The sequence below is a fragment of the uncultured Exiguobacterium sp. genome (assembly GCF_964277885.1).
Lineage (GTDB): Bacteria > Bacillota > Bacilli > Exiguobacteriales > Exiguobacteriaceae > Exiguobacterium_A.
In genome coordinates, this window is sequence record NZ_CAXYJR010000002.1 from 186,857 (window position 1) to 206,560 (window position 19,704).

General features: G+C 47.8%; 19 protein-coding genes and 1 pseudogene. 8 read left to right on the plus strand and 12 right to left on the minus strand.

Features of this window, described 5'->3' with window-relative positions:
* Nucleotides 1-10: 10 nt before the first annotated feature.
* The 3 genes from menH to ACHWTJ_RS01160 are packed head-to-tail and all read right to left on the minus strand — an operon-like array spanning nt 11 to nt 3,802.
* Entirely contained in the window at nt 11-787 is a 777-nt protein-coding gene (menH, locus tag ACHWTJ_RS01150) for a 2-succinyl-6-hydroxy-2,4-cyclohexadiene-1-carboxylate synthase (protein WP_294743695.1), read from the minus strand.
* A complete protein-coding gene (menD, locus tag ACHWTJ_RS01155; RefSeq protein ID WP_294749738.1) occupies nt 784-2,427 on the minus strand; it encodes a 2-succinyl-5-enolpyruvyl-6-hydroxy-3-cyclohexene-1-carboxylic-acid synthase in 1,644 nt (547 codons plus the stop codon). The genes menH and menD overlap by 4 nt, the downstream gene beginning before the upstream one ends.
* Nucleotides 2,417-3,802, minus strand: coding sequence for an isochorismate synthase MenF (locus ACHWTJ_RS01160; RefSeq protein ID WP_394678967.1), 1,386 nt, complete (start codon nt 3,800-3,802; stop codon nt 2,417-2,419). The genes menD and ACHWTJ_RS01160 overlap by 11 nt, the downstream gene beginning before the upstream one ends.
* Nucleotides 3,803-3,961: 159 nt before the next feature.
* Here ACHWTJ_RS01160 and ACHWTJ_RS01165 point away from each other — a divergent pair, with 159 nt between their 5' ends.
* The 4 genes from ACHWTJ_RS01165 to ACHWTJ_RS01180 all read left to right on the plus strand — a co-directional run bounded on the left by ACHWTJ_RS01165 (nt 3,962) and on the right by ACHWTJ_RS01180 (nt 7,392).
* Entirely contained in the window at nt 3,962-4,855 is an 894-nt protein-coding gene (locus ACHWTJ_RS01165) for a 1,4-dihydroxy-2-naphthoate polyprenyltransferase (RefSeq protein WP_294743702.1), read from the plus strand.
* Between the two features lie 173 nt (nt 4,856-5,028).
* Nucleotides 5,029-5,940: a PfkB family carbohydrate kinase gene (locus ACHWTJ_RS01170; RefSeq protein WP_294749740.1), complete on the plus strand. Its 912-nt coding sequence runs from the start codon at nt 5,029-5,031 to the stop codon at nt 5,938-5,940.
* Between the two features lie 28 nt (nt 5,941-5,968).
* Nucleotides 5,969-6,397 (plus strand): NUDIX domain-containing protein, encoded by a 429-nt coding sequence (locus tag ACHWTJ_RS01175; RefSeq protein ID WP_394678968.1) that lies wholly within the window; start codon nt 5,969-5,971, stop codon nt 6,395-6,397.
* 86 nt (nt 6,398-6,483) lie between these two features.
* Nucleotides 6,484-7,392, plus strand: coding sequence for a YihY/virulence factor BrkB family protein (locus ACHWTJ_RS01180; RefSeq protein WP_394678969.1), 909 nt, complete (start codon nt 6,484-6,486; stop codon nt 7,390-7,392).
* 52 nt (nt 7,393-7,444) lie between these two features.
* Here ACHWTJ_RS01180 and ACHWTJ_RS01185 read toward each other — a convergent pair whose 3' ends face one another.
* Nucleotides 7,445-9,394 carry a heavy metal translocating P-type ATPase gene (locus tag ACHWTJ_RS01185; protein WP_223041390.1) on the minus strand — a complete coding sequence of 650 codons (1,950 nt, stop codon included), beginning with the start codon at nt 9,392-9,394 and terminating at the stop codon, nt 7,445-7,447.
* 185 nt (nt 9,395-9,579) lie between these two features.
* On the opposite strand from ACHWTJ_RS01185, the gene ACHWTJ_RS01190 reads away from it, so the two are divergent.
* Together ACHWTJ_RS01190 and ACHWTJ_RS01195 are read left to right on the plus strand one after the other, a co-directional pair.
* Nucleotides 9,580-10,509, plus strand: a complete 930-nt coding sequence (locus ACHWTJ_RS01190; RefSeq protein WP_290787886.1) for a DMT family transporter — start codon at nt 9,580-9,582, stop codon at nt 10,507-10,509.
* 163 nt (nt 10,510-10,672) lie between these two features.
* Nucleotides 10,673-10,960 carry a hypothetical protein gene (locus ACHWTJ_RS01195; RefSeq protein WP_023467290.1) on the plus strand — a complete coding sequence of 96 codons (288 nt, stop codon included), beginning with the start codon at nt 10,673-10,675 and terminating at the stop codon, nt 10,958-10,960.
* Between the two features lie 41 nt (nt 10,961-11,001).
* Here the strand turns inward: ACHWTJ_RS01195 and ACHWTJ_RS01200 are convergent.
* The 3 genes and pseudogenes from ACHWTJ_RS01200 to yfkAB all read right to left on the minus strand — a co-directional run.
* Nucleotides 11,002-12,153: pseudogene (locus ACHWTJ_RS01200) on the minus strand (MFS transporter); the annotation flags it as partial.
* A gap of 71 nt (nt 12,154-12,224) precedes the next feature.
* A complete protein-coding gene (locus ACHWTJ_RS01205; protein WP_023467292.1) occupies nt 12,225-12,407 on the minus strand; it encodes a hypothetical protein in 183 nt (60 codons plus the stop codon).
* Between the two features lie 87 nt (nt 12,408-12,494).
* Nucleotides 12,495-13,607, minus strand: a complete 1,113-nt coding sequence (gene yfkAB / locus ACHWTJ_RS01210; protein ID WP_394678970.1) for a radical SAM/CxCxxxxC motif protein YfkAB — start codon at nt 13,605-13,607, stop codon at nt 12,495-12,497.
* An 84-nt stretch (nt 13,608-13,691) separates the two neighbouring features.
* Here yfkAB and ACHWTJ_RS01215 point away from each other — a divergent pair, with 84 nt between their 5' ends.
* Nucleotides 13,692-13,904 carry an SE1561 family protein gene (locus ACHWTJ_RS01215; protein ID WP_023467294.1) on the plus strand — a complete coding sequence of 71 codons (213 nt, stop codon included), beginning with the start codon at nt 13,692-13,694 and terminating at the stop codon, nt 13,902-13,904.
* Nucleotides 13,905-13,944: 40 nt separating this feature from the next.
* The gene (gene rlmD, locus ACHWTJ_RS01220) at nt 13,945-15,330 is read left to right on the plus strand and encodes a 23S rRNA (uracil(1939)-C(5))-methyltransferase RlmD (RefSeq protein WP_394678971.1); all 1,386 of its coding nucleotides are present in this window, start codon (nt 13,945-13,947) and stop codon (nt 15,328-15,330) included.
* A 50-nt stretch (nt 15,331-15,380) separates the two neighbouring features.
* Here the strand turns inward: rlmD and ACHWTJ_RS01225 are convergent, their stop codons facing one another.
* The 5 genes from ACHWTJ_RS01225 to ACHWTJ_RS01245 all read right to left on the minus strand — a co-directional run bounded on the left by ACHWTJ_RS01225 (nt 15,381) and on the right by ACHWTJ_RS01245 (nt 19,616).
* On the minus strand, nt 15,381-16,259 hold the full coding sequence (locus ACHWTJ_RS01225) for an aldo/keto reductase (RefSeq protein WP_294743721.1): 879 nt from the start codon (nt 16,257-16,259) through the stop codon (nt 15,381-15,383).
* 31 nt (nt 16,260-16,290) lie between these two features.
* Nucleotides 16,291-16,854, minus strand: a complete 564-nt coding sequence (locus ACHWTJ_RS01230) for a TVP38/TMEM64 family protein (RefSeq protein WP_294743723.1) — start codon at nt 16,852-16,854, stop codon at nt 16,291-16,293.
* Nucleotides 16,854-18,248, minus strand: a complete 1,395-nt coding sequence (locus ACHWTJ_RS01235) for a cell wall metabolism sensor histidine kinase WalK (RefSeq protein WP_294743725.1) — start codon at nt 18,246-18,248, stop codon at nt 16,854-16,856. Before ACHWTJ_RS01235 ends, ACHWTJ_RS01230 begins: the two co-directional genes overlap by 1 nt.
* Complete coding sequence (locus tag ACHWTJ_RS01240; RefSeq protein WP_023467299.1) at nt 18,245-18,928, minus strand: response regulator transcription factor; 684 nt, start codon at nt 18,926-18,928, stop codon at nt 18,245-18,247. The genes ACHWTJ_RS01235 and ACHWTJ_RS01240 overlap by 4 nt, the downstream gene beginning before the upstream one ends.
* A 127-nt stretch (nt 18,929-19,055) precedes the next feature.
* Nucleotides 19,056-19,616, minus strand: coding sequence for a GNAT family N-acetyltransferase (locus tag ACHWTJ_RS01245; RefSeq protein ID WP_023467300.1), 561 nt, complete (start codon nt 19,614-19,616; stop codon nt 19,056-19,058).
* Nucleotides 19,617-19,704: the final 88 nt, after the last annotated feature.

Consider the following 19,704-nt stretch of genomic DNA (forward strand, 5'->3'; position numbering starts at 1 on the left):
CCCCAATATGTTAGTGATGAATAAGTAGATTCTCTACCATTGTAACAAACTTTTGCGGTTGGTCGATATGTGGGGCGTGCGAAGCATGCAAAATCACGTGAATTTTTTCAGGTGACGCCGCGCGTGAAGCGATGGCACGGAATTTTTCATCCTCTTCCCCGACGATCCAATCAATCTTTTTCGGAAGACATGACCAAAGAGAGGGCATGCTCCCTGTACCTTGTGCTCGAAGCGAAGCGCTCAGACCTTCAACTGTTTGGGACAGGCGCTCCTGACGCAGTCGCGTACGTTGCGATTCCGGGAGAAAGGCTTGGGGTTTAAACAGTCCAAGTGTCTCCCAGTGATCGATGAAAGCTTCGAGTCCGCCCTTTTCGAGTCGCTCTGCTAACTTTCGATCGGATGTACGACGTACTTTTCGCTCGATTGCCGTCTGGATACCGGGTGTCGTACTAACAGCGATCGTCCGAGCGATTTGCTCAGAGACGACGCTCAGCATTAAGGCGATTCGTCCGCCCATCGAATACCCGAGGATGATCCATTGTTCGGAGCGGGTAGCGAGCAGCGCTTCAAGATCCTTGACCTGTTGCGTCAAACGCATTCGTTGCTCAGGTGCCGGTGTCGTTTTTCCATGCCCCATCAAATCAAGACGGTAGACGGTGAAGTGAGTCGATAAATGCTCACTTAGCATGTCCCACGTCGAGAGGGAGCCTGTAAAACCATGGAGCAGTAGGAGTGGTGGACCATCGCCTTCGATTTTCACGTTATAAGGATGACCGCGTAAAATCATCGGAACACCTCGGCTAGCGCTTGATTCGTCACGTCCCAAATCGAACGATGCATTTGTACGTTCTCTGTTCGTGTCGTCTTGACTTCAAGAATCCGAGTGACGTTCGTCTCTTCTGCAAGTGCTTGACGTAATGCAGCAATCGAATCGATCGCCTGGTACGTCACACCGTATCCGGAAGCGAGGGAAGCGAAGTCGAGATGCTGTGGTGTACCGAAGAGTGGCTCGAACACTGCTTGCTCGAGTTGTTGTTGTGGTAAAAAGCTAAAGATGCCGCCACCCGCATTGTTGATGAGAATGATCGTTAACGGAAGTGTCCGCGCTGTCATCAGACCGTTAATATCGTGAATGAACGCCAAGTCACCAACAAGTAAATAGCGATGTGTGGCGTCAAACGTTGCTCCTAGAGCGCTTGAGAGAATGCCGTCAATTCCGTTCGCACCTCGGTTCGCGAGTAGACGAAGCGGTGTGCCTGTCGGTAGGAACGTATCGACATCCCGGATCGGCATGCTGTTTGAAACGAAGAGACTTCCGTCCTGTAACGTCGTCAACGCGCGGACGACGTTATACTCCGTCATCTCCTCTTGATCAATCGTCGTAAAGGCGTCAGAGACAAGTCGCTCAGCCTGCTGTAACAGATTGAGATACATAGGGTCATGCGGAACTGGTTGATGATGTTCGAGTTGTCGCGCGTGACCAATTACGAAGTCCGAATGGAGTTGCGGGTCACGCCAATTTCCTGGATGACCGACGACCGTTGTCGGAATATCCCGAGACCAAAGCAGATAAGGTTTTGAAGTTGGCATGGCGCCGAAACGAACGATTCGATCCGGTCGGACGTGCTGAGCGGTAGCTGGATGTTTGAGCCATGTATCGTAATAGGCAAAAACGTGAGCATCTTGCGATTGTCGTCCTTGACTGAGCGGATCTGCTAACACTGGAATCCCGGCTTGTTTTGCATACGAGATGACAATTTGGCTGTCCGCCGCAGTAAGTTGAGGTCCAAGTACAAAAAGAAGACGTTCTTCTTGAAGTGCGGTCGCTAAAGCGTTGTTTACGCCCGGTGTCGGTTCAGGTAAAACGCCGACCGAGCGCCCTGTCCGTAAAAGATCGAGTTCCGGTACGAGGGGTTCACGTAACGGGACATTGATTTGAACCGGTCCTACTGGTTCCGTCAGGGAGAGTAAGGTCGCGCGTTGCGCGACATGAGCGACGTAAGGAAGACTTGCTTCTTCTGCTAATGGAAGATCAAACGCATGTCGAACCTGCTTACCGTACAGTCCGACTTGATCGATGGCTTGCGGGGCCCCGACATTCCGTAACTCATGTGGACGATCGGCAGTCAAGACGATCAACGGAAGTTCAAAGATGTTCGCTTCGGTCACTGCTGAATAATAGTTCGTCGCAGCGGTACCGCTTGTACAAATCAACGCAACGGGACGAACGTGTTCTTCCGTCCGTGTTAGACCTAAAGCAAAAAAACTAGCCGACCGTTCGTCAACAAGGACGTGGGTACGGCTAGAAGGATGCAGAAAAGCTGCAATAGCGAGTGGTGTCGACCGGGAACCGGGACTGATGACGAAGTCCCGGACACCAGAAGCGACGAGCGTATCGATTAACGTGTGCATCCACTTAGTCAACATAAATATCATCCTTTTCAATCGAACCGATGTGTCCAAGTGCTTGCACCATCGGTGATAGTTTAGTTTCCGTCTCTGCTAGTTCGCTGTCGAGGTGAGAACCTTCGACAAGACCACAACCGGCATAAAGAATGACAGCCCGTTCTGTAAACAATCCAGATCGAATGGCAACGATGAATTCCCCATCATCCTGTCCGTTCATCCAACCGACGGGTGAACCGTACCAACCCCGTTCGAACGTTTCGATCTCTTGGATCGCATCAACCGCCAACTGCTTTGGTTCGCCACCAAGTGCCGGTGTCGGATGCAGTTTTTCAATCAGTTGAAATAACGTGACGTCTGCTTTTAAACGCGCCGTAATCGGTGTATAGAGATGTTGGATGTGACGATTCTTTAAGAGAATCGGCGTATCCGGACAATCCAGTTGCTCTGAAAAAGCAGATAACGTCCGTTCGATTGAATCAGCGACGATTCCGTGCTCCATCCGGTTCTTTTGATCTTGTAATAACGATTGACCGAGTGCCTCATCCATCTCATCCGTCGCGTGGCGTGGTGCAGAACCGGCGACGGCCGCTGTCTCAAGACGACGTCCACGTTTTGAGACGAGTCGTTCCGGTGTGGCTCCGATGAAGGCTTCTTCCGGATTCGGCTGGAAGCAGAAGACATAGCTACCGGGCTGCGTATCTTCGAGTTCAGCGACGACAGCGGCTACATCAAGTGGACGGTCCAGTTCATAGACGACTTCCCGCGCCAAAACGATTTTTTCAAGTGTCGTCTCCAAGTAGTGCATCGCTTGTTGAAACGAAGCTTCGAAGGCTTCATTTCCATCCCGGGATAGCCGTAAACGCGTGACACCTGTTGAGGTCGGTGTTTGCGGTTGATTAACTTTGGCGAAATCAAGTGCGAGCTGATTTAAGATCGAATCAACTTGATCCATCGGTTCAACACGAGCGAAAATCGTCACGCGTGTCTTACCATCTTGCTCTAAAAATAAAAACTTCGGAATCGTCATCGAAGCGTCTCCAAAGGAGGACCAGCGATAATCCGGTTGGTTCAGTTCGGCGAAAGAGAATCCGCTGAACGCAAATAGATCATGACCGACATGGTCGTGATTCAAGTTTGCCCATTGCGATTGAATTCGTAAAAAACGATCCGTTCCTGAAGCCTGAAGTTGTTGTACGATGCCAAACCCGATGGCCCGCATCGAGCGATCAGGTGTCGCGAAATAAAATCGTTCCTCGATACCCTGTTCGAGGGAACGCATGTCAGTTGCTTCGATTTCCCATGAATACGAAGCGAGTATAGGTCGTTGTGAGGCATTCGCCTGACTGACGGCCTGTTCGATACACTGTTTTAGCTCTTGTTGAGCGTAAGCCATACCGCTCATTGCCCCCTAGTCTGTAGATACTGTGATATGTTTCACTTAATCTAAGTGTAAACTTTTTGCGGAGAAAAAAGAAGGAATAAGCTATCTTGGATTGAACATTGACAGCAAAAAACGAAACCCGATACACTTAGACAGGAAAGGGGTTATTATATGAATAAATCAATCGCTGTCTATTGGCGAATGACACGACCGCATACACTGACAGCAAGTTTTGTTCCGGTCGTCGTCGGTACGGCAGTTGTCGCACCACGCGTGGAATCGATACGCTTGGATTTGTTCGTGGCGATGTTGATCGCATCGATGTTGATTCAAATTGCAACGAATCTGTTCAATGAATACTACGATTACAAGCGTGGTTTAGATACAGAGGAATCGGTCGGAATCGGTGGATCAATCGTACGTGACGGATTCAAACCGGGTACGATTCTAGCGTTCGCACTTACATTGTACGGCATCTCCGCCTTACTCGGTGTGTATCTGTGCATCGAGACTTCGTGGTGGTTGCTTGTCGTAGGACTCATCTCGATGTTCGTCGGATATATTTACACAGGAGGACCATTACCGATCGCTTATACACCGTTCGGAGAAGTTGTTGCCGGCTTTTTCATGGGGTATATCATCATCGCGATCTCCGCATACTTGCAAATTGGTTATGTTCCGACAGAAGCCGTTGCGATTTCGGTACCAGTCGCTATCTTGATCGGCTCAATTCTACTTGCGAACAACATTCGGGACTTGGATAATGACAAGGTCAACGGGCGAAAAACGATTGCCTGTCTTGTCGGACATCGTCGTGCCGTGTACGTCTTGATCGGATTTTTTGCGGCAGCTATTTTGTCACTCATCATTGCTGTACTGGCATTCGAAGTCTCTTGGTTTGCGTTACTCGCGTTGTTGAGTATTCCGCTCATGATTAAAGCGGTTCGTCTCTTCTGGGAAGACTTGCCACCGGAAAAACTGATGCCTGGTATGGCACAAACCGGTAAAGTAAATACGATTTTCGGATTATTGCTCGCAATCAGTCTCGTGATCGCGAATATCTAAATCGAATCAAAACAGCAGGCGATTCGCCTGCTGTTTTTTCATATGAAGATAGAGATTAGAAAAAAGTGCTTCGGTTGTCACTGATTTAAAATTTTACTATAATTGAAGCAATGTGCCTGAAAGATCAATTTAAGGATCGGGAATCAGGAAATATGGTTAGAGGTGGAACTGGAATGAATAAAATCGCGGTAATCGGAAAAGTATTCGTCGACATAAAAGGAACTTCGTTCGCTCCTTTGCATAAGGATGCGAAAAACGTAGGAGACATCACGTTTTCGAATGGAGGAACAGGACGCAACGTAGCACAAAACCTAGCCGTCCTCGGGAATGAAGTTCGCTTTATCTCGACGGTTACGAATGACCAGATTGGCGTTGGGGTACTCGATGAGCTGAAATCTTACGGTGCGAACGTGGATCATGTCGAAATGTTAGAAGATCATGGAATGGGCATGTGGTTAGCCGTCATGGATAACGAAGGTGATTTGCAAACATCGATCTCGAAACAACCGGATGCGAAGTTGCTCGAAGAGGCGATTTTACGTCAATCGGTCTATGCACTCGATGGAGTCGATGCTGTTGCGATCGATCTTGATTTGTCCGTTACGGTCTTAGAACGTTTGATTCATCTATGTCGCAAAATGGAGTTGCCGTTGTTTGGTGTTTGCGGTCACTTGAGCGTCATCGAACGCAATCGTCATCTGCTACAAGGGTTCACTGGATTCATTTGTAGCCGAGAAGAGGCGGAAATTCTGTCTGATCTGTCAATCGTAACGGTTGAAGATGCGATTCATGTAGCAAATGAGCTAGCGAAAAAAGGTGCTCCATTTACGGTCGTGACGATGAGTGAACTAGGTGCGGTCTACGTTGATCGCCGTACGGCGACATCAGGTCACGTCGGAACGAAAAAAGTAAAAGTCGTCGACTCAACGGGAGCAGGCGATTCCTTCTTCTCTGCTGTTCTATCTGAATTGACACAAGATAAGTCAGCAGAAGAGGCATTAAAGCTTGGCATGAAGGTCGCGGCAGAAGTCATTGCTTCGACAGAAAACGGATTAGTTCCGGAAATGCTGGATGCCATTCGATGAATTCATTTTAAAAAAAGGGGGTGGCGTCATGCCGATTCAACGAAGTGCGATCATTTTACGAAACGAACAGGATGAAATTGCGTTGATCCGACGGGATAAATCGAACGAAACATATTATGTTTTTCCGGGTGGTGGAAAAGATGATGGAGAATCGCTAGAAGAGACAGCGATTCGTGAAGCACATGAAGAACTTGGTGTCGACGTGGAGTTGACCGGCATCGCTGCTATCGTCCGTTTTAATGGATTCGATAACCCTTATTTTTGGGCGAAAACAATTGGCGGTCGGTTTGGCACGGGTACGGGTGAAGAATTCGAAGAGGAGGGATCGGGTTATACACCGGTCTGGATCAAGCGATCCGAGTTGCCTTCATTACCGATTCGTCCACCGTCACTTGCCAAACAGCTGGCAGAAATGACAGAACCGTTCTATGAATTGATCCTTTCTGAAAACGAATGAGGTTTTAGTTGAAATAAAATGGGAAAAGTATATTAAAACAATGAGGTGGTCGTTGACTGCCTCTTTTTCATGAAGGAGAGATGACGATGGCGCATTCACGCGACCCAAAAGGGCTTGCCCTGAACTTAAAGCAGCGAATGTCCGATCATAACATCACGGATTATGCAGGGACACTCGCTTATTACTGGTTTTTATCCATTTTCCCAGGCATCATTTTCGTCATTTCCGTCTTATCGTTCTTTGATATTGATCGTCAGACGCTTGAGTCGCAAATCCGCGACTTAGCGCCGGGTGGAGCCGTCAATACATTCACCGACACGATTTTCCAAGCCATCAAGGAACCACAAGGTGGATTATTATCGATTGGTGCGATTCTTGCCATCTGGTCCGCTTCGAAAGGCGTCGATCGTTTAATCACGACGGCGAACCACGCTTATGGTGACTTTTCGCCCCGAGGTTTCGTCGCAGCGCGTGGGATTGCCTTGTTACTCACAATCGTTCTTGGAATCGGGATGTTGTTGTTGATCGTCCTGAACGTTCTGGGCGGTCCGATCATCACGTATCTTGCGAATTTCGTCCTGCCGATCGACATGGGACAAAAAGTCTTACTGACCGTCTTGCGATACGTCGTGTCGACGATTCTGTTAATTGGTATCTTATCGATCTTTTACCGCGTCGCTCCAAAGCGTCCGATTACGTTTAAAGAGGCAATTCCGGGAGCAGTTTTTGGTGTTATCGTCTGGCAATTGTTATCGGTCGGGTTCGGATTTTACGTCTCGAACTTCTCGAACTACAATCAAACGTACGGTTCGCTCGGTAGTGTCGTCATCTTGTTATTGTGGCTTTACTTCACAGGGTTGATTATCTTACTCGGTTCTGAATTGAACGCATCATGGGAACGATTCATGAAAAAAGCAGATCCGAAGAAGATGGAGGAGAAACGCTTGAAGGAACAAGCGGAACTCGATGCGATTCCAACGAACACGTTCGGATGAAGATACGAAAAAACGTCTGATTGCCATGCGGCAGTCAGACGTTTTTTGATGGTTAAGCGGCTAAACGTTTTTCAGATGAACGCTGTGGAAGACTTGGTAAAGCATCCTGTTGAAGAAGACGTAAACCATTCAAGATGACAAGAATCGTTGATCCTTCGTGTCCGACGACAGCGAACGGCATGATCAAGAACTGTGACAAGTTCGATGCGATCAACAGGAGGATGACACCAATCGCCAGCGTGATGTTTTGTTTGACGATTCGGTTCATCTTCCGGGCTTTATGCACGGCATAGGCAAGGCGACCTAAGTCATTTTTCATCAAAACAACGTCAGCAGTCTCAAGCGCGGCATCGGTTCCTTCACCCATCGCAATCCCGACATGTGCTAATGCAAGGGCTGGGGCATCGTTAATGCCGTCACCGACCATCGCGACGGTCCGACCTTCTGTTTGGTATTGTTTGATGTAGCGTACTTTATCTTCCGGTAGGCACTCAGCGACGAAGTCCGTCAATCCCGCCTCACGTGAGATGGCAGCTGCCGTGACCGGATTATCACCAGTTAACATGATCGTTGCGATGCCGAGATCATTTAAGGCGGCAATCGCTGTTTTGGCTTCCGGACGAATCGTATCACGTAACGCATAAAGCGCTACGATCTGTGTTCCATTGCTGACATAAACGATCGTATGCCCTTGTTCTTTCAATGACTGTTCGATTGCGACGAATGGATCGTCTAAACCATCGTGGAATGCCCGTTTACCGATACGATACGTGACACCATCGACGGTCGCTTCAATCCCGTATCCTGTCACATCTTTAAACGTTGACGGTTCGCGGACGTCGGTTTTTAAGTGATCGACGATCGCTTGTGCGAGCGGGTGGTTCGACTGTGCTTCGATGGAAGCGACCGCTTGTTCGACGGCTCGGACATCGATTCCTTCCGCATACCGACTTTCAGTGACGACCGGTTTACCCGTTGTCAGCGTCCCCGTTTTATCGAAGACGATCGTATCGACTTGTCCGAGCGTCTCGATGTGGGCGCCTCCTTTAAAAAGAACGCCATTTTTCGCAGATGCGGCAATTGCAGACAAAGCAGCAGGTGTAATCGACGCGACAAGGGCACAAGGTGAGGCGACGACGAGAAGAATCATCGCGCGATAAATACTTGTCTCAAATGTCCAACCAACGACGTAATGAGGGAGGACCATCATCAGTGCGACGACAAGCAATACGATTTTGACATAACGGCTTTCGAAACGTTCGATGAACTGAGCAGATGGAGACTGTTCACTTTGTGCGTTTTGGACCATATGAATGATCTTTTGGAACAACGACTCGTCAGCAGCTTTCGTCATCTCAATCGTCAAGACACCGTTCATGTTGACGGTCGAGTTATAGACGGTATCGCCCGTTTGTTTTTCAACCGGAATCGATTCTCCTGTAATCGATGCTTCTTCGATCGCCGCTTGACCACGGACGATGACACCATCAACCGGAATCCGCTCACCAGGACGAACATAGACGAGGTTACCGATCGCTAATTGTTCGATTCCGACGACTTCGAGTTGACCGTTTGCATTCAAACGTGTTGCTTCCTCCGGTTGTAAGGACATCAAGCTTTGCAAGGCACGTTCGTTCTTATTCATCGTATATGTTTCAAGGGCACCGGATAACGCAAAGATGAAGATGAGGATCGCACCTTCCATCCAGTAGCCGATGGCAGCCGCACCGATGGCAGCTAAAATCATCAACAATTCGACGTTCAACGTTTTTTCTTGATACGTCTCCGTCAATCCTTCCTTCGCTTTCGCATATCCTCCGATGACATATGCTGATAAGTACAACGTGACATAAACGGCAGACGCCGTATTGAATTTTTCGAGTCCGTAAGCAACTAAAATCAATATTCCGCTAAACAATGCTAGAATCAATTCGTGATGCTCATCCCAAGCATGACGGAATACGGAACGCTGTTGAACATCGGTAGTAGTGGAAGTCGTCATATTAAAACTCCTTTCAAAATGTAAATGAGAAATGAAATCATTATAGAAAGAGAATGAGAATGTGATGTATCAATGAGTTTAACTGATTGATAATGAGTTTCATTGTCTCTAGATTATAATTATTATTATCTGTAGGATTACTATACCATGCTTCAGTGAAAAGGAACAGGAAAGGAACTAGAAAGATGCAAAAAATTTTAACCCATCGGATTGGACTCGTCGTCTTTGCATTACTGACGACTTTTTTGTGGGGAAGTGCGTTTCCCTTCATTAAAAAAAGTTACGAATTACTACAGATCACATCTTCCGAATACGGAGAACAGCTGCTGTTCGCGAGCTATCGCTTCTTCTTGGCAGGTGTGCTGTTACTTGTCGTCAGTGTCCTCGTCTTCAAACAAACGATCACACTGAAGGAGCGGACCTATGCCTATAGTCGTCTTGGCTTCTTTTTGACGTTCTTGCAGTATGTCTTCTTTTATATCGGTCTATCTTTATCAACCGGCGTACAAGGATCAATCATTGCTGGATCGACTTCGTTCTTCCAGATGTTGCTGGCACATTTTCGATATGAAGACGATCGACTGAATCGATTTAAAGGACTCGCCTTATTCCTTGGATTCACAGGTGTCATCTTGGCCAACTGGCCACAAGGTGGGCAAGGTGTCTCGTTTGGAGTAGGAGAAGGATTATTGATCGCAGCAATGGTTTCCGGGGCGTTCGGTAACTTGATTGCCAAAGAATACTCGGCACGTTATCCGGTGGCACCGATGACTGGATGGGCGATGGTCATTGGATCAATCGGTCTCTTTATCGCAGGAGTCATTCTCGATGGTCACGTCGCACCATTCACCTTTTCAACGACAAGTGCTTGGATGCTCGTGTATCTTGCCTTCTTATCAGCGACTGGATTTACACTTTGGAACTTACTAATGAAATATAATCCAGTCAGTAAAGTGTCGTTGTTCATGTTCTTCGTACCGATCTATGGTGTCAGTTTATCGGCCTTGATTCTCGGCGAGACAATTCCGCCGCAAGCGTTGCTTGGGTTACTCTTCGTCGTCAGTGGTATCTTAGTCTCGACGTACCTTCCTGTATGGTTTCAAAAGCGAGGTTGACGAAGATTCAGAATCGTGCAAAAATAGTTTCAATCAAAGTAACTCCCAATCGTTCGTTGCTCAAGCCGACCCGTTCGGCTTTTTTCTGTACGGTCAAGTGAAGACCGATTCGGCCTTGTCTGAAAGGCTAGTGCGACTATAAAACGGAAGGAGATGAAAACGAATGGAACGGAATGAGATCGTTCGAAAGATCATTGCCACTCGTCGTCCACGTGATGAGTTTGCCCGGTTCGTCGTAACGTGCGTCAGTCAGCAGTTGAAGGAAACCCATGGAGATGTGGATGTGGAAATCATCGAGGCGGAGAGAGGTTACGATTCAGTGTGGTCAATCAACGGTCGAGAGGTCGTCGTGCTGCTCGAGACAGAAGAGCTGAAGCGTGCAAAAGAACAGCCGTATGCGATCGACGATAAGCTCTGGCGGAGTTTTCGGCAAGAAGGAATCGTGAAATAAAACAAAGGATCTTGCGCATCATTAGCGCAAGATCCTTTGTTTTAGATCCGGGATGATTCGTGACGTTTCGCGTATCGTAAGAGAAACGCAAGTGTCGCTAGAACCAGAACGAATAGACTGAAATAAAGCATAGCTGGAAGCAGAACGAACAAGCTGCCAGCAATCGGTCCAAGGATCGAACCAAGACTAAAGGCAATCCCTGCAAGCAAGTTGCCCGTCGGAAGAAGGTGTCGCGGTAACTGTTCCGTCATATAGGCGACACCGAGCGAGTACGTCGAGCCAAGTGCCATCCCGCTAATAGCAAAAATCGCGAATAACCAACCGTATCGTTCGAAGACGAAGCAAGCGATAAGGAAAGCAACGGAGCCAATCGAAAGAACGGTTACTAACGTCCGACGTTTTCCGAAGTGATCAGCAAGTCGTCCCAGTGGAAGCTGCATGATCAATGAGCTGACGACGAATGTCGTGATCAAGGTACTCGTCTCAGATAGACCGTACCCGTTACGCGTCGCAAAAACGGGAAAACTGGCATTCAGTGTGGCTTCGAGAAAACCATATGTAAAGCCAGGAAGTAACGTGAACCAAGCAGTTGATAGGACAAGTTTATACCGTGAGGCGGCGCTTTGCAGCTCCTCCGGCATGACAGATGACGGTTTTTCGTTCGGCATACGCGATAACAAGATCAGGACGATGACAGTCAATGTACCAGTCAACACGAATGGTAGCCAGTTGATGACATCGACGAGAGGTGCCGCAAGAGGACCAAGAGCAAAACCAAGACCGAATGCCATCCCGTATAGTGACATCGTTCGTCCTAACCGTTCATTTGGGGTAATGGACGTCACCCAAACCTGTGATCCATAGTGTAACGTCTGATCACCAAATCCGACGAGGAACCGTAAAATCATCCAAGCAATGACGCTTGGAAGAAGTGGAAATAAGAAAACCGCTACTGCAACAAGAGCGAGTCCAAACGAGATGACCGGAATATAACCACGTCGTCGTAGTGGACCTTCCATGAGAGGGGCGGCGACGATGACACCGATATAGAGAACGGCAGCGCTGAGACCGTTGATGAAAGCGGGGGTTCCTTGGCGTTCAAGTAAAATAGATAACAGTGGAATCAGCAGACCTTGCGTGAATCCGGAAATGAAGACGATCGATAAGATAAGAGCAAAACGACGTGACACAAGTAACGACGACCTTTCTTTTTTCTTTTAGCATAACACGCCCCGGTCTCCGAAAAGGGAGACCGGGGCGTGCTTCATTTATTTTCTTGTTCAAAACGTGTCGGACGCGGCATATGCAGCAGATGTTCGTCCCAGTCTGTCTGGTCAAAGACTTCATCATGTTCGATGCTGTGTGAAGCGCGAATACCAACCATCATGACGAACAAGACCATACTGAACGTACCGATGATTGCGACAATACCTACGAGCCATTCCATCCCGGTCACCCCTTTTTAGAAAACAGAATGTGTCTACTTTGTGACATTTTTCCCGGCATGGCTTCGTTTGAAACCTATTTTCCGTTCTTAAAGCCGACTCGATTGTTTTGTGAAATCAATCTCAGGGTAATAAGCGTTCTTCACAAGCGCGTTCGGTCCAAGGCATTGCACCGCAGGACAGTGACACGACAAGCTTTTATTCAGTTCCGTCTCTTGCCACTCGGCATACGCATCATTGAAGGATGTCTCATGAATCGTACCGAGCGAAGCAAGTTCGTCACCGAAATCCGTTACGATGATTTCACCATCAAAGATGTTGACGTTGAGACGAGAACGACCATCTGGGTCATTGCGGACCGATACGTTTTTCTCCTGACGCAAGCGACGGTGCAATTCTAAATCTGTCTCTTCCATCGAACAAGCGTAAAAAGGCAGTGTTCCGAATAACATCCAGACGTTTGGATCCCGAACGTCGAGCAGACGATGGATTCCGTCGCGGATTTCAGATAAGCTAGCTGCTTCGATCATTGACGCGAAGTCAGCGGGGTACATTGGATGCACCTCATGGCGGACGCAGCCCATATCGACGATTTCCTTATGGATGGCTTCAAGATGTGGCAACGTCCGTTTATTGATCATCGTCTCGGCAGACACGATGACACCTCGTGCATTCAGGACACGAGCATTCTCTTTCATCGTTTCAAATAGTTTCGTCCGTGCTTCACGTGATGGTTTTCGCTCCATCATCGCAAAACCACCATCGATGAAATCATCGGCTGTTCCCCAGTTATGTGAGATATGCAAAACATCTAGATAAGGAATGATTAATTCATAACGAGATAACGGAAGTGTTAAATTTGAGTTGATTTGGGTTTTAGCACCACGTTCGTGGGCATACTTAAGTAAAGGGACGACATATTCCTTGACGGATTTCATCGAGAGCATCGGTTCTCCGCCTGTGATGGAAAAGGCACGCAGGTGTTCGATTTCATCCAGACGTTGAATGAGTAGTTCGACTGGGATTTCAGGTGACTCGCTACTGGATAACATGTAACCGACGGCGCAATGTTCACAGCGCATGTTACACAGTTTTGTCGTCGTGACTTCGATGTTCGTCAAACGGACGGTGCCGTATTGTTCAATGTCACGATAAGCTTCCCACGGATCGTTTGCGATCGTGATGGGTGATGATTGTGGCATAGGTACTCCTCCTTTTTAGTGCTCCACCTCGTATCGTATGCTAAAATAACGTCGGAATCCAGCGGAAGAAAGGAAGTCTGAATAATGGGAAAAGCAAGAACTGATAAACTTGGTCAAATGAATGTGCTAAAATCAAGAATGCAGCTTCTCTGTCATACAATCGATTCACTCGATGAATCATCAGATATCGAAGATTTAGAACGACTGATCGTATCACTGGATCAACTCAAGGCGAAGGTCGTTCGATATGCGAAGGATATGAAAGAACAAGAAGAAACGAAAAAAGCGGTAGATTGAGACCGCTTTTTCATTTGCACAAACAGAAAGGATGAAATCGATGGCAACAAAAATCAAATTAAAGACTGGTGAGGTCCGTTCGGTCACGTGTCTACGGATGGGAATCAACGGTGAAGGAATCGCGACGCTCGAGCGACAAATCGTCTTCATCCCAGGACTACTCGTCGGGGAAACAGCACAAATCGAGATCACGGAAATTCATGCGAACTATGCGAATGCGAAAATCTTAAAGCGAGACGATCGTTCACCGGACCGCGTGACACCGCTTTGTCCGGTCTATAGTGTCTGTGGTGGCTGCCAATTACAACACATGAGTTACGACGGACAGTTGCGTTATAAGGAAGAGATGCTACGTAATGCTTTCTTGAAATCAACGAAATTGAACATCGAGAAGGCCGATATCCGTCCGACGATTGGTTCGAAAGAATGGGAATACCGCAATAAGTCACAATTCGTCGTCGGTAAACAAGGGAATGAAATCGTCAGCGGTCTCTATTCTGCGAATTCGAATCGTCTGGTCGCAATCGACGATTGTGTTGTCCAAAATAAGGACACGCTTCGTGTCAACCAAGCTGTCACGAAATTACTCAACGATTATAAAGTACCCGTTTACCATGCAGCAAAACAAGACGGTGTCATGCGCCATATCGTCGTCCGGACAGGAATCAAAACGGGTGAAATTCAAGTCGTGCTCGTTGCCTTTAAAGACGGCTTCCGTGATCTAGAGAGCTTATCGCGCGATATCATGGACATTCCAGGGGTCGTCTCGGTCGCATTGAACATCAATGATAAGTTGACGTCACGTGTCTTTGGAGAAGAGACGGAAGTCTTGCGTGGTGTCGAACGGATCGAAGAAGAGATGGGCGAGTTCACGTATCAATTATCCCCGCGTGCCTTCTTCCAGTTGAACCCGGAACAAGCAGAGCGGATGTATGAAGAGATTGCGCGTGCTGCTGCTTTGACAGGCGAAGAACGAGTCGTTGATGCATACGCAGGTGTCGGTTCGATCGGGCTTTGGATCGCTAAAGGAGCGAAAGAAGTCCGCGGTATGGAAATCATTGAAGAAGCTGTCGAAGATGCCAATGCGCACATGAAGCAATACGGATTCGACCATGCCCACTACGTCGTCGGTAAGGCCGAAGCGTGGATTCCACGTTGGGTCAAGGAAGGCTGGATTCCGGATGTCTTTATCGTCGACCCACCACGTTCAGGTTGCGATACACAATTGTTGAACGCGATGATTTCTTCTAAAGCTAAAAAAATCATCTATGTCTCGTGCAACCCGCAGACGCTTGCGCGTGATTGTGATCACTTGATGAAAGCAGGATACAAGGTGTCATACATCCAACCGTACGATATGTTCCCACAAACAGCGCACGTTGAAGCAATCGTCGTGCTCGAAAAGAAGAAAAAGAAAAAGTTCTAAGTAACAAGCCCGTATGCACTCCTTGAACGAGTGGACATACGGGCTTTTTATCATGTTTGCGAAGGATAACCGAACGTCGCGTCACATTCAGCGAAGCGTTCCTTCAACCGAGCAACACGGTCAGCGGGGAGTGGACCGCGCTCAATCAGTTGCTGATTCAACGCGAGATGTTCGGGTCGAGACGTGCCAATGATGGCCGTCGTGATTCCTGGTTCAAAGACTGTAAAACGAAGCGCAGTTTCAAGCCAACTGGATTCCTCGAGTGGATAAGCGAGTTGTTGCGCACGTTCCCAATATGGTTCGACATACTGTCCGACCGGACGCTCCGTGAAGCGCCACGGGGCGTTGCCGATCGGACGCTTGGCGATGACTCCGTGATCTAGAAGAGTGGGCAGGACTTCATCGACACGTTGATCAAACAGATTGAACGACGTTTGGAAACTGTCGAAGCGGTTCGTTTCGATCGCATATACTAAGTCTTCCCGATCGCCTGAATAGGCGATGACGCGGACTTTTCCAGCTTGTTTTGCTTGTTCAAGCGCGTCGATGACATCTCCTTGGGCGAGGATTTCTTGACTACAAGAATGTAAGTGTACGATGTCGAGATGATCCGTTTGCATCGTCTGTAAGGCTTGATCGATGCCACCACGGACGGCTTCAAAGGTCCAGTCCTGCGCACCGGGAACATCATAGCCGACTTTCGTCGACAGAATGACGTCGTGCCGACGATTCTTTAGAAATTGTCCGACGCGTTGCTCCGATAAGCCGTAGCCGCGTGCTGTATCGATCAGGTTGATGCCAAGATCACGTGCTTGTTCGAGTAAATAAACTGCTTCCCGGTCCGTCATCTGTTCTGCACCGATATGACCGGCTCCGAACCCAAGTGGGGATACGAGTAGGTCGGATGTTCCAAAACGTCTTAACTCCATGAACGATACTTCCTTTCAGACAGATGTAGTTTTATATTGATGATGTTCGTTTTTGTTGAATACGATAGATCAGATAACCAACGAGTGCAATGCCTGCAATTGACCATTGAACGATGGACGAGGATTGCATGAACTGATGGACGGCGAGCACTTCGACTAACATGGCTGGAATTTTTCCGATCGTACTCGCAGTCAGGAAAAGTAGGACGGAGATACCACTAGCAGCACTGATGATGTTGACGATGCCAGACGGGACGAACGGCAACAGTCGTAGTAATATGATCGTCCAAAACGCTTCATGTCCTTGTTGTGCTTGTAGTTTTTGTTGCAAACGAGCGAATCGATCGGGAAGTGGGCGACGAAGGGCATAGCGCAGTCCTTTTCGGTATAGTAGAAACGCACAAACCGCACCTAAGACTTCACCGATGAAGGAGAGCAATGTGCCCATCCATAGACCGAAATAGACGAGATTCGCAGCGGTGACGAACGTACTTGGTAGGACACCAAGCACACTGACGACGACACCGACCAAGACACTAACGAATGGAGCGAACGGTCCGAAGAGTTCAAATGTTTGGATGACATGTTGTTCCATTATTCGAATCCATCCTCTTCATCCGGAAGAAGCGGTAACTCGATGTGGACAGTCGTTCCTTCTCCAAGAACGGAGTCGAACCGGATCGTACCATCATGACGATCGATGATGTGTTTTGTGATCGCAAGACCAAGACCGGTTCCGCCATCTTTACGCGTCCGTGATTTATCGACACGGTAAAAACGTTTTGTCAGTCGATCAAGATGCTCTTCCGGAATGCCTTCTCCTTCGTCCCGGATAAGACAATGCGTCCGGTCGCCGATCGTTTCAGTCGATAAGAAAATCTGTTTACCAGGCGGTGTGTACCGTAAAGCGTTATCGAGTAAATTGCCGAAAACTTGCTCGAGGCGGTCCGTATCGCCTAAGACAATTTGATCCGGATCGAGATTCATCACGAACGTGACTCCTTTTGACTGGGCGATCGGTTCCATCCGGTAAATGACATCTTCAAGTACTTGACTGAAGACAAGTGGTTGTTTCGACATCGGATAGGAATCGCGTTCAAGTTGAGCGAGATCGAGCAGATCATTGACGAGACGTTGCAGACGCTCCGTTTCCCGCTCAATGATTTGGTAATACTGCGCACGCTTTTCTTCCTCGAGCGAATCATCCTGCATCATCTCCGTATAGCCACGAATGTAGGAGAGAGGTGTCCGCAATTCATGACTGACGTTCGCGAGGAACTCCTTCCGCTGCTCGTCGACCTCACCGAGCGATTCCGCCATCTTGTTCAATGTTTCTGCGAGTTCTCCGATTTCATCGTCCGATTGAATCGGAATCCGGTAATCAAAGTCACCTTGTGCATAAACAGTCGAGGCGCGCTTCATGTCGATCAACGGACGGATGATCGTATCTATGATTTGTCGTCCGAAGATGACGAGATTCAAGACGATCAGTCCGATCATGAAGAAGATCATCAGGCGGAGTGGGCGGAATGGTTCACTGATTTGACCAAGTTCTAAGTACAAGATCAGCGTACCGACCAGTCGATTGTTTTCGATGATCGGAAATCCAGTCATTAGAATGTCTGTTCCTTCAATCGGATGGGTCCGGCTCGAGACGACCGTCTCGCCATTACGAAGCTGTTCGATGTCCGCATTCGTCAAAAAACGGAGTCCTGCCGGATTTTTCTTCAGAAAATCGATGAAGAAGACTTTCGATTCCGTCAATTCATTCGTATAAGTCATCCCATCGTAAAAAGCACCAGATAAGCCTTCGGACTTGTAAATGTTGATTAGCTTTTCCCCTCGGTTCAATAAGATATCTTCTTGCGTCTGAAGATAGAACCGGTCGTAGAGATAAAACGTCAGCAGGACGAACAAAATGGCAGAAAAAACGCTCGTGAACCAAATCGTGATCCAGATCCGGCGCCGGATCGTATAACGCTTAATCATACTTCCTCGAATTTATAACCGATGCCCCAGACGGTTTGAATCGAGCCACCAGCTTCCCCGAGCTTTAAGCGAAGTGTTTTGATATGCGTATCGACCGTCCGTAAGTTACCGATATAATCCGCACCCCAAATTTGATCGAGCAACTGTTCACGGGAAAAGACCTTATCATTGTTTTGAGCGAACAGATGCAATAAATCAAATTCCTTGCGCGTCAGACTGACCGGTTTGCCGTTGACGTGGACACTCCGACTTTCCGTATCGAGTTCGAGCATACCAAGCGTTAGGGTAGCCGATTGATCAACCGTAAAGCGATGGGAACGACGAAGCGTCGCTTCGATGCGAGCAAGTAGTTCGCGTGGGCTGAACGGTTTTGTAATATAGTCATCAGCTCCGATTTTTAGACCGTGAATGCGATCGAGTTCGTCCGAACGTGCCGTCAGCATGATGATCGGAACGTTTGAGAACTCACGGATACGCATACATGCTGTTAAGCCGTCCATTTCCGGCATCATGACATCGAGTAGAACGAGATGGAATGTATTTTGTTGAATGAGATGGATTGCTTCTTGTCCGTTAGAAGCTGTCATCGTCGTGTAGTGTTCTTTTTCGAGATTCGAGACGAGAAGGTCACGCATTTGTGCTTCATCATCTACTACGAGAATGTTAAACGATTCTGGCATTAGTCTTCGCTCCATTTCCTGTAGAAGAAAGTGTTTCTTCCATAAAGATGAGTTTTCTTATTTATCATACCATTTCAAACTTTAGAAACGCATGTGTGGACACAAAAAAGCATGAGAGACAAGGCCCTCATGCTTCGAGTTGTTGGTGATCGTATAGTGTTTCGAGTTCCCGACCATGAATGTACATGTGGAAACTAGATTTTGAGACTTCATATAGCGTGAACTGTGTCTCGCCGGCATTCAATTGCTCAAGAAGCGCAGGGCGCAACTCATCCGCACAGAACGCATACGGCAATTTTTCAGCTGCTTTTTGTGACCGAATATTGCTTTTGCGAATTTTCATGAAGACACTCTCATATCCGAGCTCGAAGAACAGCTCAGAGAAGAAGGCTTCTTTCGCTAAATGATTGTATCCTTTACCATGATACGGTTTACCTAACCATGTACCGAGAAACCCATATTGTCCTTCGATATCGAGTAAACTAATCGTACCAATCGGTTGATCGAATTCATCTAGGATGGTACGTGATACGATTTCACCACGTTCTTCCTCTTCGATTGCCTGCTTTGTAGTAAACAGAAATTCATCAAAGTACCGTGTTTTTTGGCGGACGTACGGATATACGTCTTGATGCTGCATCAGTTCGAACAAATCAGCGCAGTCGCTCAGCTCCCGTTGCTTGAGCATACTTCCATTCCTCCTTTTAGGACCGCAAGAATGATTGTCGAAAGCTACCTGTCTGACTCGTTTGAACCGCGCATGGTATGCCTTCTTC

What these genes read in the sequence shown, in the direction of transcription:
- menH (WP_294743695.1), bottom strand. Translation starts at nt 787, where the DNA reads ATGATTTTACGCGGTCATCCTTATAACGTGAAAATCGAAGGCGATGGT.
- menD (WP_294749738.1), bottom strand. Translation starts at nt 2,427, where the DNA reads ATGTTGACTAAGTGGATGCACACGTTAATCGATACGCTCGTCGCTTCT.
- ACHWTJ_RS01160 (WP_394678967.1), bottom strand. Translation starts at nt 3,802, where the DNA reads ATGGCTTACGCTCAACAAGAGCTAAAACAGTGTATCGAACAGGCCGTC.
- ACHWTJ_RS01165 (WP_294743702.1), top strand. Translation starts at nt 3,962, where the DNA reads ATGAATAAATCAATCGCTGTCTATTGGCGAATGACACGACCGCATACA.
- ACHWTJ_RS01170 (WP_294749740.1), top strand. Translation starts at nt 5,029, where the DNA reads ATGAATAAAATCGCGGTAATCGGAAAAGTATTCGTCGACATAAAAGGA.
- ACHWTJ_RS01175 (WP_394678968.1), top strand. Translation starts at nt 5,969, where the DNA reads ATGCCGATTCAACGAAGTGCGATCATTTTACGAAACGAACAGGATGAA.
- ACHWTJ_RS01180 (WP_394678969.1), top strand. Translation starts at nt 6,484, where the DNA reads ATGGCGCATTCACGCGACCCAAAAGGGCTTGCCCTGAACTTAAAGCAG.
- ACHWTJ_RS01185 (WP_223041390.1), bottom strand. Translation starts at nt 9,394, where the DNA reads ATGACGACTTCCACTACTACCGATGTTCAACAGCGTTCCGTATTCCGT.
- ACHWTJ_RS01190 (WP_290787886.1), top strand. Translation starts at nt 9,580, where the DNA reads ATGCAAAAAATTTTAACCCATCGGATTGGACTCGTCGTCTTTGCATTA.
- ACHWTJ_RS01195 (WP_023467290.1), top strand. Translation starts at nt 10,673, where the DNA reads ATGGAACGGAATGAGATCGTTCGAAAGATCATTGCCACTCGTCGTCCA.
- ACHWTJ_RS01205 (WP_023467292.1), bottom strand. Translation starts at nt 12,407, where the DNA reads ATGGAATGGCTCGTAGGTATTGTCGCAATCATCGGTACGTTCAGTATG.
- yfkAB (WP_394678970.1), bottom strand. Translation starts at nt 13,607, where the DNA reads ATGCCACAATCATCACCCATCACGATCGCAAACGATCCGTGGGAAGCT.
- ACHWTJ_RS01215 (WP_023467294.1), top strand. Translation starts at nt 13,692, where the DNA reads ATGGGAAAAGCAAGAACTGATAAACTTGGTCAAATGAATGTGCTAAAA.
- rlmD (WP_394678971.1), top strand. Translation starts at nt 13,945, where the DNA reads ATGGCAACAAAAATCAAATTAAAGACTGGTGAGGTCCGTTCGGTCACG.
- ACHWTJ_RS01225 (WP_294743721.1), bottom strand. Translation starts at nt 16,259, where the DNA reads ATGGAGTTAAGACGTTTTGGAACATCCGACCTACTCGTATCCCCACTT.
- ACHWTJ_RS01230 (WP_294743723.1), bottom strand. Translation starts at nt 16,854, where the DNA reads ATGGAACAACATGTCATCCAAACATTTGAACTCTTCGGACCGTTCGCT.
- ACHWTJ_RS01235 (WP_294743725.1), bottom strand. Translation starts at nt 18,248, where the DNA reads ATGATTAAGCGTTATACGATCCGGCGCCGGATCTGGATCACGATTTGG.
- ACHWTJ_RS01240 (WP_023467299.1), bottom strand. Translation starts at nt 18,928, where the DNA reads ATGCCAGAATCGTTTAACATTCTCGTAGTAGATGATGAAGCACAAATG.
- ACHWTJ_RS01245 (WP_023467300.1), bottom strand. Translation starts at nt 19,616, where the DNA reads ATGCTCAAGCAACGGGAGCTGAGCGACTGCGCTGATTTGTTCGAACTG.